This window comes from Pseudomonas sp. GW821-FHT11G12 (assembly GCF_058808055.1).
Genome location: NZ_JBXARH010000001.1, coordinates 905,078 through 920,673 on the forward strand (window position 1 = coordinate 905,078; position 15,596 = coordinate 920,673).

13 protein-coding genes are annotated in these 15,596 nt (G+C 58.7%); 10 read left to right on the forward strand and 3 right to left on the reverse strand.

Features of this window, described 5'->3' with window-relative positions; all coding sequences use genetic code 11:
• Positions 1–68: 68 nt before the first annotated feature.
• Entirely contained in the window at positions 69–500 is a 432-nt protein-coding gene (locus AC1RR7_RS04090) for a thioredoxin family protein (protein ID WP_493156240.1), read from the reverse strand.
• 339 nt (positions 501–839) lie between these two features.
• On the opposite strand from AC1RR7_RS04090, the gene AC1RR7_RS04095 reads away from it, so the two are divergent.
• The 8 genes from AC1RR7_RS04095 (at position 840) to AC1RR7_RS04130 (ending at position 7,476) form a co-directional block, all read left to right on the forward strand.
• Complete coding sequence (locus AC1RR7_RS04095) at positions 840–1,688, forward strand: transporter substrate-binding protein (RefSeq protein ID WP_102622731.1); 849 nt, start codon at positions 840–842, stop codon at positions 1,686–1,688.
• Positions 1,689–1,739: 51 nt separating this feature from the next.
• The gene (locus AC1RR7_RS04100) at positions 1,740–2,402 is read left to right on the forward strand and encodes an amino acid ABC transporter permease (RefSeq protein WP_059405928.1); all 663 of its coding nucleotides are present in this window, start codon (positions 1,740–1,742) and stop codon (positions 2,400–2,402) included.
• Positions 2,403–2,411: 9 nt separating this feature from the next.
• Positions 2,412–3,074, forward strand: a complete 663-nt coding sequence (locus AC1RR7_RS04105; RefSeq protein WP_007960241.1) for an amino acid ABC transporter permease — start codon at positions 2,412–2,414, stop codon at positions 3,072–3,074.
• Entirely contained in the window at positions 3,071–3,868 is a 798-nt protein-coding gene (locus AC1RR7_RS04110; RefSeq protein ID WP_007960239.1) for an amino acid ABC transporter ATP-binding protein, read from the forward strand. The genes AC1RR7_RS04105 and AC1RR7_RS04110 overlap by 4 nt, the downstream gene beginning before the upstream one ends.
• A 31-nt stretch (positions 3,869–3,899) precedes the next feature.
• Entirely contained in the window at positions 3,900–4,289 is a 390-nt protein-coding gene (locus tag AC1RR7_RS04115) for a RidA family protein (protein ID WP_039768794.1), read from the forward strand.
• Between the two features lie 227 nt (positions 4,290–4,516).
• Positions 4,517–5,281: an IclR family transcriptional regulator gene (locus AC1RR7_RS04120; RefSeq protein WP_493156242.1), complete on the forward strand. Its 765-nt coding sequence runs from the start codon at positions 4,517–4,519 to the stop codon at positions 5,279–5,281.
• Positions 5,282–5,320: 39 nt separating this feature from the next.
• Positions 5,321–6,541 carry an amino acid deaminase gene (locus AC1RR7_RS04125; RefSeq protein ID WP_493156244.1) on the forward strand — a complete coding sequence of 407 codons (1,221 nt, stop codon included), beginning with the start codon at positions 5,321–5,323 and terminating at the stop codon, positions 6,539–6,541.
• Positions 6,541–7,476, forward strand: coding sequence for a sugar kinase (locus tag AC1RR7_RS04130; protein WP_493156246.1), 936 nt, complete (start codon positions 6,541–6,543; stop codon positions 7,474–7,476). The genes AC1RR7_RS04125 and AC1RR7_RS04130 overlap by 1 nt, the downstream gene beginning before the upstream one ends.
• 49 nt (positions 7,477–7,525) lie before the next feature.
• On the opposite strand, the gene AC1RR7_RS04135 is transcribed toward AC1RR7_RS04130, so the two are convergent.
• The gene (locus tag AC1RR7_RS04135; RefSeq protein WP_493156248.1) at positions 7,526–7,801 is read right to left on the reverse strand and encodes a peptidylprolyl isomerase; all 276 of its coding nucleotides are present in this window, start codon (positions 7,799–7,801) and stop codon (positions 7,526–7,528) included.
• A 50-nt stretch (positions 7,802–7,851) separates the two neighbouring features.
• Positions 7,852–10,389, reverse strand: a complete 2,538-nt coding sequence (locus AC1RR7_RS04140) for a PAS domain-containing hybrid sensor histidine kinase/response regulator (protein ID WP_493156250.1) — start codon at positions 10,387–10,389, stop codon at positions 7,852–7,854.
• Positions 10,390–10,515: 126 nt separating this feature from the next.
• Here AC1RR7_RS04140 and AC1RR7_RS04145 point away from each other — a divergent pair, with 126 nt between their 5' ends.
• Complete coding sequence (locus tag AC1RR7_RS04145; RefSeq protein WP_102622261.1) at positions 10,516–11,622, forward strand: PilT/PilU family type 4a pilus ATPase; 1,107 nt, start codon at positions 10,516–10,518, stop codon at positions 11,620–11,622.
• Between the two features lie 63 nt (positions 11,623–11,685).
• Positions 11,686–15,555, forward strand: a complete 3,870-nt coding sequence (locus tag AC1RR7_RS04150; protein WP_493156252.1) for a hypothetical protein — start codon at positions 11,686–11,688, stop codon at positions 15,553–15,555.
• Positions 15,556–15,596 lie beyond the last annotated feature (41 nt).

The following is a 15,596-nucleotide window of genomic DNA, read 5'->3' on the forward strand; positions in this document are numbered from 1 at the left end:
CTTGAGGCTAGTTGTTACAGATCAATTGGAACGAAAGTGCCATATCTGATGGCTCTTAGGTGGCACTTTCAGGAAAAGTTCCATCGTTTTGCGCGGGGGATGGTGCAGAGGGTACGCAGGGTGTGGCGAAGCCAGCTCAGGTCATGGGGCGATTTGCGCGGCGCGGCGGGGTGTCTGGTTTTGCCGAGGAACTGGGTGAAGTCTTGCAGGAGTGATTCATCCGTACCGATGCCTTTCAGTTTTTTGAGCAGTACGCCTTCCTTGTAGAACAACACCGTCGGCGTACCCGTGACATCAGGATGTCGGCACGACAGTGCGGTATTGAGCATGAAGATATCCATCCAGGGCCGGAAGGGCTTGGCGACTTCGAGAAAAACGGGGCCGGAGAACACGCAGGCACCGCAGTGCTCGTTGAAGAAGTACAGGACGACAAGGCGCCTGGCTTTCAAGACCTTCCGGTACGTCGGGGGCAACGCTGAATATCGAGTCGGCGTCGTCATCGGAGCCTCCTTTATTCGATGCACAAGACGTCACGACGTTAAAGGAGCGGCGGTCGCTGTCGCAACTGTCAGAGTTGACAGGTGCCGAGCGCAATTTTTTGTGCGCCGCGCACCGATATGTGGCCCGAGTACCCGTCGTGTGTAGCCAACAGTAGCGCGGCCTTTCTGTCACTGCGCGTAACACCGTCCCGAACACTTTTCGCATCCCTTTGATTCAGAACGCATTTCAATCCGTTGCGGATTCCTGGCGATTCCTGTGGCACACTTTCTGCTGTTCATTCCGTAGTAACAAACCGTGTTCCGGTATAGCGGAATAAACAATCCTCTGGAGTGCTTGCCATGCATCGCCGACTTTCCTTGTTCAAAGCGTGTGTTTTTGTTCTCGCGGCTTCGTCCGCTGTCATGGGTATGGCCCAGGCGGCCGACAGCAAGCTCGACAGCGTCCTGGCCCGTGGAAAACTGATCGTGGGGACCGGCAGCACCAACGCGCCGTGGCACTTCCAGGGCGCGGACGGCAAGTTGCAGGGCTTTGATATCGACATCGCCCGGATGGTGGCCAAGGGTCTGTTCAATGATCCGAGCAAGGTCGAGTTCGTGGTGCAGTCGTCCGATGCGCGGATTCCCAACCTGCTGACCGACAAGGTCGACATGAGCTGCCAGTTCATCACCGTCACCGCCAGCCGTGCGCAGCAAGTGGCGTTCACCCTGCCGTATTACCGCGAAGGCGTCGGCCTGCTGCTGCCGAACAACAGCAAGTACAAGGAAATCGAAGACCTGCAAGCCGCTGGCGACAGCGTGACTGTGGCCGTGCTGCAGAACGTGTACGCCGAGGAATTGGTGCACCAGGCGCTGCCCAAGGCCAAGGTCGATCAGTACGACAGCGTCGATCTGATGTATCAGGCCGTGAACTCCGGTCGCGCCGATGCCGCTGCTACCGACCAGTCTTCAGTCAAATACCTGATGGTCCAGAACCCTGGCCGCTATCGCAGCCCGACATACGCCTGGAGCCCGCAGACCTACGCCTGCGCCGTCAAACGTGGCGATCAGGACTGGCTGAACTTCGTCAACACCACCTTGCATGAAGCCATGACCGGTGTTGAATTCCCGACCTACGCGGCATCGTTCAAGCAATGGTTCGGCGTTGATCTGCCATCGCCCGCTATCGGTTTCCCTGTCGAATTCAAATGATCCCGTGAGAGTGGGGCGCCCTGATGCGCCCCGCTCAAGGTACTGCCAACCATGAACTATCAGTTGAACTTTGCCGCCGTGTGGCGCGATTTCGACACCTTGCTGGCGGGGCTCGGTCTGGGGCTTGAGCTGGCGCTGGTGTCGATCGCCATCGGCTGCGTGATCGGCCTGCTGATGGCGTTTGCCTTGCTGTCGAAGCATCGCGCCTTGCGGGTGCTGGCATCGGTGTATGTCACGGTGATCCGTAACACGCCGATTCTGGTGTTGATTCTGTTGATCTACTTTGCGTTGCCGAGCCTGGGGATCCGGCTGGACAAGATCCCGTCGTTCATCATCACCCTGTCGTTATATGCCGGGGCGTACCTGACCGAAGTGTTCCGGGGCGGCTTGTTGAGCATCCCCAAGGGTCAGCGCGAAGCGGGACTGGCCATCGGCCTGGGCGAGTGGCAGGTGAAGGCCTATGTCACCGTGCCGGTGATGTTGCGCAACGTGCTGCCGGCGCTGTCGAACAACTTCATTTCGCTGTTCAAGGACACCTCGCTGGCCGCCGCGATTGCGGTGCCGGAGCTGACCTACTACGCGCGCAAGATCAACGTCGAGAGCTACCGGGTGATCGAAACCTGGCTGGTGACCACGGCGTTGTATGTCGCGGCCTGTTACCTCATTGCCATGCTGCTGCGTTACCTCGAGCAGCGTCTGGCGATCCGCCGATAGGAGGCTGCGATGTACGAATCCCCCAGTTGGTTGCATGAGTTGTGGATTGCCCGCGAAGCCTTGTGGCAAGGCTTTCTGACCAGTGTGCAAGTGTCGGCGCTGGCGATTCTGTTCGGCACGGTCATCGGCGTATTCGCCGGGCTGGTGCTGACCTACGGCAAGTTCTGGATGCGCGCGCCGTTCCGCTTTTATGTCGACCTGATTCGCGGCACACCGGTGTTTGTGCTGGTACTGGCTTGCTTCTACATGGCGCCGGCGCTCGGTTGGCAGATCAGCGCGTTTCAGGCGGGTGCCTTGGGTCTGACGCTGTTTTGCGGCTCCCACGTTGCCGAGATCGTGCGCGGTGCGTTGCAGGCATTGCCACGCGGGCAGATGGAAGCGGGCAAGGCCATCGGCCTGACGTTCTATCAGTCCCTTGGCTACGTGCTGTTGCCCCAGGCACTGCGGCAGATCCTGCCGACCTGGGTCAACTCGTCCACGGAAATCGTCAAGGCCTCGACCTTGCTGTCGGTGATCGGCGTGGCGGAGCTGTTGCTCAGCACCCAGCAGATCATCGCCCGGACGTTCATGACCCTGGAGTTTTACCTGTTCGCCGGTTTTCTGTTCTTCGTCATCAACTACGGCATCGAATTACTCGGCCGGCACATTGAAAAGCGGGTGGCCTTGCCATGACTCAAGCTCAAGTTTCCAACGTCCAGAATGGCCAGCCCCTGCTGGATATCCGTGGCCTGCACAAACAATACGGCGCGGTCGAAGTGCTCAAGGGTGTCGACCTGAGCATGCAGCGCGGCAACGTGGTGACGCTGATCGGCTCCAGCGGCTCGGGCAAGACCACGCTGCTGCGTTGCGTGAACATGCTGGAGGAGTTCCAGGGCGGGCAGATCCTGCTCGACGGCGAATCCATCGGTTATGACGAACTCAATGGCAAACGCGTGCGCCACCCGGAAAAAGTCATCGCGCGCCATCGGGCGATGACCGGCATGGCGTTCCAGCAGTTCAACCTGTTCCCGCACCTCACTGCGCTGCAGAACGTCACCCTCGGCTTGCTCAAAGTCAAAAAGATGCACAAGGACGAAGCCGTGGTGCTGGCCGAGAAATGGCTGGAGCGGGTCGGCCTGCTGGAGCGGCGCAATCACTTTCCCGGCCAGTTGTCCGGCGGTCAGCAACAGCGCGTGGCGATTGCCCGGGCGATTGCGATGAACCCTAGCCTGATGCTGTTCGACGAAGTCACCTCGGCCCTCGACCCGGAACTGGTCGGCGAAGTGCTGAACGTGATCAAGGGCCTGGCCGAGGACGGCATGACCATGTTGCTGGTGACCCACGAAATGCGTTTTGCGTTCGAGGTCTCGGACAAGATCGTGTTCATGAATCAGGGGCGCATCGAAGAGCAGGGGCCTCCCAAGGAGCTGTTCGAGCGTCCGCAATCGCCGCGGCTGGCTGAATTTCTCAAAAGCACGCGGTTCTGACTTTTCACTTTTTCAATCAGGAGACACATCCATGAGCATTACTCGTTACGGCACCGGCAGCACCGCCGCTGGCGGCCAGCCTCGTCCATTCGCCCGCGCAGTCGAGGCCGATGGCTGGCTGCACGTTTCCGGGCAGGTGCCGGCGGTAGATGGCGAGATCATTGTGGGCGGCATCGTCGAGCAGACGCACCAGACCATGAAGAACCTGATCGCGATTCTTGAAGAGGCCGGTTACGGCCTGGAAGACGTGGTACGTGCCGGGGTGTGGCTGGACGATCCGCGGGATTTCACCAGTTTCAACAAGGTCTTCGGCGAGTATTTCAAGCCCGAACACGCACCGGCCAGGGCCTGTGTGCAGGCAAGCATGATGGTCGACTGCAAGGTCGAGATCGACTGCATTGCGTACAAGAAGAAGGCTTGAGAGATGTGGCGTCGCTGAGGCCGTAGCCCCCTCACCCTAGCCCTCTCCCCCAGGAGAGGGGACTGATCTCTATCGATGCAGAGTCCGGCGTTTGGCAGCTAGTCATGTATCGATACGGTCAGGCTCCCTCTCCCTCCGGGAGAGGGCGGGGGGTGAGGGCTGCGATCCAACTGACACAACGCCAAGGGCCAGTTACCATCCCGGCATCTTTTATGGGAACAACAGAAATGACCGAAGACACCATCAAGCGCCGGGCACGCGGTCTGGACCGGGCGTTCGATATCCTCGATTTCCTCAAGGAGATCGGCCAGCCACTGCGCCCGAACGACATCGCCAACGGCATCGGCAGCCCGAAATCCACGGTCTACGAACTGGTGGCCTCGTTGCTCGAACGGCGGATTCTCGAACCGGTGGGCAAGGACGGTCATGTCTATCTCGGTCGTCAGCTGTACTTCCTCGGCCAGGCGCATCTGCGTCATTTCGACCTCAGTCGCGAAGCCGATCACGCGTTGCAGGAGATCGTCAGCCAGACCCGGGAAACCGCGCAGATGTGCCTGCTCAACGGGCGCAAATACACGGTGGCGCTGATGAAGGAGGGCGAGCGGCATTTCCGCATTTCCTCCGATATCGGCGAGAACGCGCCAATCCCGTGGACGGCGTCCGGACGCTTGCTGCTGGCGCACTTGAGTGACCAGCAGATCAGCGACCTGATCGACCCCGACGACTTTATCCTGCCGGGTGGCGAACGACTGCCGATGGAGATATTTCTCAAGGAAATCCGTCAGGCCGGCATCGACGGTTTCTTCTCCTTCGACAGTGTCGCCGACACCTTTACCCACTGCTTCGCCGCCCCGGTCAAAGACCCTCAAGGCGTGGCCATCTGCACCCTGTGCATCGTCGCCCCGCGCGCCGATGCCAAGACCAATTACAACGACTATTGCCGGGTCTTGATCGAGAGCGCCAACAGCCTCGCCCGACGAATCAACGAATAACCGCGCCTGCCTGCGGGCGCGACTGTGAGGAGATCGACCATGACGACTGCCAACAACACTGCTGCCGTGGAAAAGGGCGATGCCGCCGTCGGCGCGCAACTGGTGCGTGACATCAGCCTGCCGGCGCTGGTGCTGCACCGTGAAGCGCTGGAACACAACATCCGCTGGATGCAGACATTCGTCAGCGACAGCGGCGCCGAACTCGCGCCCCATGGCAAGACCAGCATGACCCCGGCGCTGTTTCGCCGTCAGCTCGACGCCGGCGCCTGGGGCATTACGCTGGCCAGCGCCACCCAGACCCGCGCCGCATACGCCCACGGCGTGCGCCGGGTGTTGATGGCCAACCAACTGGTCGGTACGCCGAACATGGCGTTGATCGCCGATCTGTTGGCGGCCGATTCGACCTTCGACTTCTATTGCATGGTCGATCACCCGGACAACGTCGCCGATCTGGGCGCTTACTTCGCGTCGCGTGGCGTGCGCCTGAACGTGATGATCGAGTACGGCGTGGTCGGCGGCCGTTGTGGTTGCCGCAGCGAACAGGAAGTCATCGAACTGGCCAAGGCCATCGGCGCGCAACCGGCGCTGGCCCTGACCGGTATCGAGGGTTACGAGGGCGTGATCCACGGCGATCACGCCGTCACCGGCATTCGTGAGTTCGCCGCCTCGCTGGTGCGCCTGGCGGTGCAGTTGCAGGACAGCGGCGCGTTCGCCATCGCCAAGCCGATCATCACCGCATCGGGTTCGGCGTGGTACGACCTGATCGCCGAGTCGTTCGAAGCGCAGAGCGCAGGCGGGCGTTTCCTCAGCGTGTTGCGTCCCGGCAGTTACGTGGCTCACGACCATGGCATTTATAAAGAGGCGCAGTGCTGCGTGCTCGACCGTCGCAGCGACCTGCATGAAGGCCTGCGCCCGGCGCTGGAAGTCTGGGCCCACGTGCAGTCGATGCCGGAGCCGGGGTTCGCGGTGATTGCCCTGGGCAAGCGTGACGTGGCGTTCGATGCCGGGATGCCGGTGCCGTTGCTGCGTTACAAGGCTGGCGTGCTGCCGGCTGTAGGCGACGATGTCGGTGCCTGCAAGGTGACGGCGGTGATGGACCAGCACGCCTTCATGACCGTGGCGCCGGAGGTGGAACTGCGCGTTGGCGACATCATTTCCTTCGGCACTTCGCACCCGTGCCTGACCTTCGACAAGTGGCGCGTAGGGCTGCTGGTGGATGAGCAGTTGTCGGTGATCGAAACCATGGAAACCTGTTTCTGATGAACACGCTCAGTCCCTTGGGTCCGAACACCCCGCGCATCGCCCTGATCGGCGAATGCATGATCGAACTTCAGCAACGTGCTGATGGCAGCCTGCAACAGAGCTTCGGCGGCGACACGCTGAACACGGCGGTGTATCTGTCCCGCGCCATGGGCGACAAGGCGCAGGTCGATTACGTTACGGCGCTGGGTGACGACAGATTCAGTGACGCCATGTGCCGCAGTTGGGCCGCTGAAAACATTGGTCTGGATCTGGTCCAGCGCTTGCCCGGTCGTTTGCCGGGGCTGTATTGCATCCAGACTGATGCCGCCGGCGAACGGCGTTTTCTGTACTGGCGCAACGAGGCCGCTGTACGCGACTGTTTCACGACCCCGGCCGCCGCGCCGATTCTCGCGGCGTTGCCGGACTACGACGTGCTGTATTTCAGCGGTATCACGCTGGCGGTGCTTGGCGCACAGGGGCGGGAAAAGCTGATTCAGACCTTGATCGAAGCCCGCCAGCGCGATGCGCGGATCGTCTTCGACAACAATTACCGGCCACGGCTGTGGGCCTCGGTAGAAGAGGCGCGGGCGGCGTATCGCAGCGTGCTGCCCCATGTTGATCTGGCGTTGCTGACGGTGGACGACGAGCAGGCGCTGTTCCATTTCGAGGACTGTGATGCGGTGTTTGAAGCGTACGCGCAGATCGGTACGCCGGAGGTAGTGCTCAAGCGTGGCGCCGAGGCGTGCCTGATTCGTTGTGACGGGGAAGCGTTCGAAGTGCCGGCGCAGAAGGTCGAGAAGGTAGTGGACACCACGGCGGCGGGGGATTCGTTCAGTGCGGCGTATCTGGCCAGTCGCTTGTCGGGCGCAAGCCCTGCGCAGGCGGCGGAGGCTGGGCACCGGTTGGCCAGTCGGGTGATTCAGGTGCCTGGCGCACTGATCCCCAAAGAATGAATCCGATCTTTGAAGGCGCTGCCGACAGCCGCGCCTTCAGGGCACCGGATCAATCGCGGAAAAACACCTGCACCAGGTGATAGCCGAACTTGCTCTTGATCGGCCCGTGCACCGTGCGCAGCGGCTTCTTGAAGATCACCGCGTCGATCACGTCGACCATCTGCCCCGGCCGCACTTCACCCAGATCGCCGCCGCGCTTGCCGGACGGGCAGGTCGAGAATTTCTTCGCCAGTACATCGAACGCTTCACCGTTGGCGATGCGTTGTTTGAGTTTTTCAGCCTCTTCGGCGGTTTTCACCAGAATGTGGCGGGCTTGGGCTTTCATCGTGCAATACCTGTAGCGGGGTGACGGCGGGGCGCGGATTATGCCTCAAGTCACGGGTTTTGGCTGATCATCGTGCGGATCTTGCCGGCCAGCAGTTCAATGGAAAACGGCTTGGCCACCATGTCCATGCCGTCCTCCAGGAAACCCTGACGCTCGGCGGCTTTCTGCGCATAACCGGTCATGAACAGTACTTTGAGCCCCGGACGATGCTGGCGGGCGATCTCCGCCAGTTGCCGGCCGTTCATGCCCGGCAGCCCGACGTCGGTCACCAGCAGGTCAACACGCAGGTCGGTTTCCAGCAGCGGCAAGGCACTTTTGGCGTCTTCGGCCTCATGGGCGCGGTAACCCAATTCCTTGAGCAGGTCCATGACCAGCATGCGCACCGCCGGATCGTCCTCGACCACCACCACGGTTTCGCCGGTGGCGGCGGCGGGGGCCTCGGTCGTCGTTTCGATCACCGGCCGCTCCGGTTCCAGCGCATACAAACGCGGCAAGTACAGGCGCACACAGGTGCCCTGGCCCGGCAGGCTGTCGAGGCTGACGTGCCCGCCGGTTTGTTGGGCAAAACCATAAATCATCGATAACCCGAGCCCCGTGCCCTGGCCGATCGGTTTGGTGGTGAAGAATGGGTCGAACGCCTTCGAACGCACCGACGGCGTCATGCCGGTGCCGTTGTCGCTCACTGCAAGCATCAGGTAATCACCGGCCTTGACCGGTTCCAGCGTGGTGATGTCGTTACCGTCGAGATAAACATTGGCGGTCTCGATCAGCAGTTCACCGCCGTCCGGCATGGCGTCGCGGGCGTTGATCACCAGGTTGAGCAGGGCGTTTTCCAATTGGCTGACATCGGTGCTGACGGGCCAGACACTGTCGGCCAGGCGCAAGGTCAGTTCGATCGGATCGCCCTTGGTGCGGCGGATCAGGTCTTCCAGGGAGTGGATCAGCTCGTTGACGTTCAAGGTCTTGCGATCCAGCGACTGGCGCCGCGAGAACGCCAGCAAGCGGTGGGTCAACGCCGCGGCGCGATTGGCCGAGGACACTGCGGCATCGGTGAATCGACCGATTTCATCAGTACGGCCACTGGCGATATAGCGCTGCATCAGGTCGAGGCTGCCGATGATTCCGGTCAGCATGTTGTTGAAGTCATGGGCGATGCCGCCGGTGAGCTGACCGACCGCTTCCATTTTCTGTGCGTGACGCAGGGCGTCTTCGGCGCGTTCACGTTCGAACATTTCGTTCTGCAGACGCTGGTTGGCCTGGGCCAGTTGCTCGGTGCGCGCACTCACGCGTTCCTCAAGGGTTTCATTGAGGTTGCGCAAGGCCTCTTCGGTCTTTTTACGTTCTGTCTCGTCGATCACGAAGATGTAAAAACCGTTCACCGCACCATCCGGGCCGTGGCGTGGCAGGTAGTTCATCAAGGCGTGGCGCTGGCTGCCATCGCGATGGGGTGTGTACAGGCTGAACGAGCAAGGGCGGCCTGCCAGTGCTTCGGCGATGTAGGGGGCACGCAGAAAGTAGGATTCTTCGCCGATCACTTCGCGGATTGTGCGTCCGTACAGCTCTTGCGGCGTCAGCCCGTACCAGTCCAGGTACGCAGCATTGTTCAGGCGAAAGCGTTCTTCGCGGTCGACGTAGCTGATCAGGATCGGCATTGCGTTGATGATCAGTTGCAGCTCGGTCTGGCTTTGCCGCAGTGCCTGTTCGGTGTGTTTGCGCTCGGTCAGGTCCAGCGCCGCGCCGAGAAAACGCATCGGCCGTCCGTGGTGATCCTTGTAGCAACGTCCGCGGGCAAATACCCAGCGCACCTCGCCATTGGTCTGCAACAGACGATATTCCTCGGCGTATTCGGTGCCATGGGTGATGCAGTGCTTGATGCTGCGGGCGATCAGCGCGCGGTCTTCCGGGTGCACGCCGTGCAGGTATTCACTGATGGGCAACTGACTGGCCCGAACCGGGTCGACACCGTGCAATTGGGCGAAATGGGCATCGGCGATGAAGCGATCTTCTCCAATGTCCCAGTCCCAGGTGCCAACCGCGTCGGTAGCTGCCAGCGCCAGTTGCAGGCGCTCTTCGCTTTCGCGCTGGGCCTTGAGGCTGTCTTCGGAACGTTGCTGCAGTTCCAGGGCGATGCGTCGGCGTTCGTTGGTTTCGATGGCGGTGACCAGAATGCCGGCCACTTGCGCGCTTTCGTCACGAATCGGGCTGTAGGTCAGGTCCAGCCAGAAGTCGGAATCCTGGCCGTCCCGTTGCAGGGTAAAGCGCCGTTCGCTGTAGGTTCGCACCTGGCCTTGTAGGACGGCGCTGTAAATCGGGTCGGTAAAGTCTCGAAGTTCCGGCCATATCTGGTGCGCCGGTTGTCCGAAAGCGTGTGGATGCTTGCTGCCGGCCAGCAGCGCAAAGCCGTTGTTATAGATCTGGGTAAGCTGCGGGCCCCACAAGAGCAGCATCGGCATCGGCGAGTGAATCACGATGTCCACCGCGGTGCGCAGGCTCTGTGGCCAATTGTCGGCGCTGCCGAGCGGGCTGCGGCTCCAGTCGGTGCGGGCAATCAATGCCTGGGCGTCATCGGTGTGCGGTACAGCGTTCATCAAAGGGTCCTGAGCGTCGGTCGGTGAGGCGGCGTCTACTATCCTAGTGCGGTAGACGCTGTAAGGCCCGTCGCGTCACGACGCACGGTCTTAAGTTCATTGAAAGCTTCGCAGGTGCTTTTTGCCATGGAAATCGACGCACTGCTCAAACAACTGGCCAGCCGCCACGGTTCAGATCTGTTCCTGTCCACGGGGGCGCCACCCAGTGCGCGGTTCGATGGCGTGCTGACACCGTTGAGCGAGCAGCCGTTCAAGCCCGGCGAAGTGGCGACTGTCGCCGCCTCCCTGATGGACGCCGAGCAGCGCCGGGAGTTCGACCGGGATCTGGAAATGAACCTGGCGATTTCCCGAACCGGGATCGGTCGTTTCCGGGTCAACATCTTCAAACAGCGCAATGACGTGTCGATCGTGATCCGTAACGTCAAACTCGACATCCCCCGATTCGAAGACCTGAAGCTGCCGCCGGTACTGCTCGAAACGGTGATGCTCAAGCAGGGGCTTATCCTGTTTGTCGGCGCTACCGACTCCGGGAAGTCTACTTCGCTCGCCGCGCTGATCGATCATCGCAATCGCCACAGCAGCGGGCACATCATCACCATTGAAGACCCGGTGGAATACATCCATCGCCACAAGAAATCGATCATCAACCAGCGAGAAGTCGGGGTCGATACCCGCAGTTTTCACGCGGCGCTGAAAAACACCCTGCGTCAGGCACCGGACGTGGTGCTGATCGGTGAGATCCGTGATCGGGAGACTATGGAACATGCGCTGGCCTTCGCCGAAACCGGGCATCTGGTGCTGTCGACATTGCACGCCAACAACGCCAATCAGGCGCTGGACCGGATCATCAATTTCTTCCCCGAAGAGCGCCGCCCGCAATTGCTCCACAGTCTAGGCAATCATTTGAAGGCCTTCGTTTCCCAACGTCTGGTGCGCACGCTTGATGGCCAGCGACGGGCGGCAGTTGAAGTCATGTTGGGGACGCCCACCATTGCCGACCTCATTCGTCGCAATGAGCTGGGGGAGTTGAAAGTGATCATGGAAAAGTCCGGGGAACTGGGCATGCAAACCTTTGATGACGCACTTTACAAGTTGGTGGCTGAGGGTGTCCTGAGTGCACAGGAAGCACTAAAGCATGCTGACTCAATTAATAATTTGAAACTGAAACTGAAACTTGCGCGCCCGGGAGATGTATCCGGCTCAAGTGCTGGTGAATGGGGGTTGGTGGACTAAGGCGTAGTTTGACTGTGCTTTATATGGCTTGAAATTTTGCCTCATAAATAACGGCTGGAAAGTTTGTTCGGTGAAAGTAATATCGCGCCGGCCAAACAGGCACGTTTATTTACTGATGGGGAAGTTATGAGTTTTGAAATGAAAGGGAAGTTCTTCAAGTATGCAGTTGGTGCGAGCATGCAACAGCGCCTGGATGCAGATGCTTTAGAGCGCAATCTGGTATTGGCCGAACTGAAATCGTGTCTTGCGAACTACCCTGAAAAACAGATTATTCTGGGATGGGACTATCAGATCGAGTTGAAGAAGAACTCGTCCTTGTATGACATCCATGCACCTGGACAAATGCTCCTGATCAATCTGACCCGTACGGTTGCCATGTGTAGCTATATGCTGGGTTTGACGGGGAGCGACAGTCCGTCGATTTGCGTGACGCAATCCGGGAAAGTGGAAGTGTCCGCCGAGGATGGCTGGATAGATTTCAAGGAACACAGCAGTATTAAGGGACTGGGGTTTGATCACAGTGTGTTGTCGCTAATCACTGATATCGCCAAAGAGGCGGGGGGGTACGTATGGACAGACGATGAAATAACAGTAGAGCAATGGCTGGGATTTCATGGTTTTGATGTGCCAGATACGGTGGCGCAACTGAAGAATCTGATTGAATATTTTGAGTTTGAGTTTCCCGAAATCGACAGTCTCGGTAATTATTGGGGGCAGCTTGTTGCGGATGACTCGGCACTCATTACTTTGTCCGCCGAGCAGTGCCTGGCAATGAGAAATATCACGGGACAACAAATGCCCCGTGACACCAAACTGTTGAGCAATCTGATGGCTGGTTCCCGGTCAGGGATCGCAGTACATGACAACGCAGCTGTCTTATTAAAGCAGTTAATCGGTCATGCGACTTCGAAAAGTTGGGCTCTTTCATGCTTGCAGCGCCTCGGCTGGTTCGGATCGCAAGCAGGAGAGACGATCTCTGATTCACAACTTGGCCAGCTGTTGGCAACTGCCATGTTGCTGGATATCAATCCATTTATTGGCAAGCAGCAGAACAGAAAGTCTGTAGGCAGCTATGAAATGTACTCGCCACGCCATCTTGGCAGGCCTGCATCTGTAGTTCTGGAGGGGCTGCGCGATCATATGGTGACCAATCAATGGGTCAGCCACGACGCAGCACCTCTGGCGATTCACTTGTGCCTGGCACAGATCGCCCCCGAATTCATTGTCAGGCAGGTTCCGACATCGATCGCGATCGGGTCGCTCGAGTGGGTGGCTTTCTGTCGGGGTGTCGCTTTGGTTGAAGCGGTCGTTCAAGGCGCCGCGCGGGTGATGACTTATGCGCAGGTCATGGCGTACGCGCAGCTGGAACCGGTCAGCCAGGCGCTGGCCGATGTGCATACGCTGGCATTGATCGACCCGATCGTGGACTGGGCGTTGATCAACGCGATCATCACTGAAGTCGAATTCAAACAGGACGAAAAAACGACGACACAACGGGCTACTGCGGCCTATCAGCAGTATGTAGCGAATTTCTCTCAGGTCAGCCACGCCTATTCCACGCCACTACCTGATCGCAGAGCCATCGCCAGGTCCGCGCTGGAGCGTGCAGCCCCAAGCTGCGACTTTCTGGAAAAACCGTTGCTCAATCAGCGACCGGGACTTGGGGCTTCGCCGACTATCATGTCGATGATCGACTTGCATATGTCCGGCGATCTCGCAAAACGGGAATGGGATTTCCGTGCCGTTTTTCCGGACAGCAATGCGCCCGATTTGCTGTCCCAGATCTCTGGAAATAAAAAGCCTGCGCTTCACGATCCATCGGTCGTGAGTATTTATAACCGTTATCCGGACTTGCTGTGGTTGACTGATAACAACCTCGAATTCAATCGGCAATTGCGCAGCTATCTGAATGAGTTGAATGCAGCACTGGCTACTACGCTCAAACTGGCGCTGTCGCGTATGTCCTATTTCGATCTCCAAAACGTGCTGCGCGCAGAGTTGACGTTTTTTACCGTACGAGACACGGCGTTGCAGACCCGTACGGTCCCGCTAGGGGACGGGCACGTCTTTAGAGCGAACTGGGAGACTCAAGGGGACAAAGATGCAGTCACTGGGCGTTTCGGCATTATCATGTGCGCCTCCCATCGCGGCAAACTCACGTGCTTTGAGCTGTTTACCTTGAGCGGCGAAATTCATCGCAATGATGATCTGGGAAAATTCATCGTTCAAAGCGGAAAACTCAACTTACCGGCACGAGCGGATTTCAAGGGTGACTTGAAATACGAGGGGGCAGTAACACCCAAGGAGCGTCTGCCCATCAACCGCAAGTGTTATATCGAAGGCGTGGTGAACGATTTTCGTGTGACCAGCAGCGAAGCGATTATCGACAAGTTGATTGCATTGCCCGCACCGGCCACACCTACGACTCCGAAGCACAGTGAATTTCAGAACTTCTCTGATCCCAGGATTGAACAGATCTCGGCGCTCATCGTACTCCGTCACCCCTTGATGACATTCGAACAACTGAAAAAAAGCGCCACCTCACCTACGGAGCTTGAGCGAGAGCGAGCCAGAGGAGAGGCGGTCGCAACGTACATTGTGGATCTCGTCGTACCGTTCAAAAAGTGCATACAGGATCTGACTTCCGGGGAACACAACCGAATTATCGACGGCGTCTATGGTTGCGCCATGGATGCCATTGCACTGGTGGGCACCGTTGCGGGTGTTGCCAGTAAAACAGCGTCGATCGTGTCAAAGGCTACTACTCTGTCCATCAAGCTGGGACACCTTGCCAAACTGGCAATTGCCACCGGGATTTCCATCTTTAATCCTTTGGATGACCTGCCTTCAATCGTGCGTGGCACAGGCAGACTGGTCTATAAGGGCGGGATGCGTTTAAGTCGGCAGACCCAGGAAATCATTGCACTGGCCAAATCGCAGATGAGGCATATCAAAGGCGCCAACAAGTCTGGGGAGTTTGTCGATGCCGGCACCCAGCTCATTGCCGGGCAAGGCAACTGGCGCCCGAAAGCATCCGGTGCAGAAACGTTGACGGTAGTGGCTGCGCGCAAAGACTTTTACTGGTATGCACTTGATCGTAGCGGCAAAGCCTGGGGACCAAAGCTGAACAGTTTTACTGTCGATGCTCCGTTCAGAGTGAATCTTTTCCATAAAACATTGCCGATCAGTTACACCCGTGCCGTCATTGAAAAAAGCTTGCCGAAAGCCAAGGCCAAGATTGAAGAGGCAATCAAGGCTTTGAGTGATCGCGGCTTTGCCAAAGACTGCGACTTCATACTCAAAGCGTTTTTGGGCAGCAACAGCTCGGATGTCAAAGACCGGTTGTTGAAATACCTGAAGCTGATTCGTACCGATTTCGCCGGCTTTTCCCTGAGCAATCTGATTCTTGATCCGTACAAGGACAACGGTAATCTTGCGGCCTTCAATCCTCAGCTGTACCAGCAATGGGTTACCGCCGTCCCAGGCGAGCGGGCTAACGTGATGTTCATGGAAATCTACACGCGCAATCTGAACGCTCATTTCATCGGCCACGGTTACAACCATGATGTGGTGGCGGATGACCTGATTCACGAGATGCTGCATGGCGCAGCGCAGACTGAGGATGTCAGCTACGCCAGCGATACCGCAAAGAGCCGCAGCACTGACCAGATGTTGGACGTTGCGTCGCTGCTCAATCTTGCCAGCGGCAAACTTGCGATGGATGAGGGCGGCACCTCGACGCAATACCACCCGACAACGAAGGCCGTTGAAAACGCTGACTCACTGGCTTTGGTCATCTCGTTGCTCGATCAGTATTACACCGACAAACTCGAATTCGAGCGCAACCTTTACACCGTTGAGCAGTGTCTCGCCACCCGTCGCACCGGTGCGATTACCGAACCGGTGGTGCTGACCCTGAACCGACCTGAATAATCCGCCTCATTACACAACAGCGCCCCTGAGACGGGGGCGCT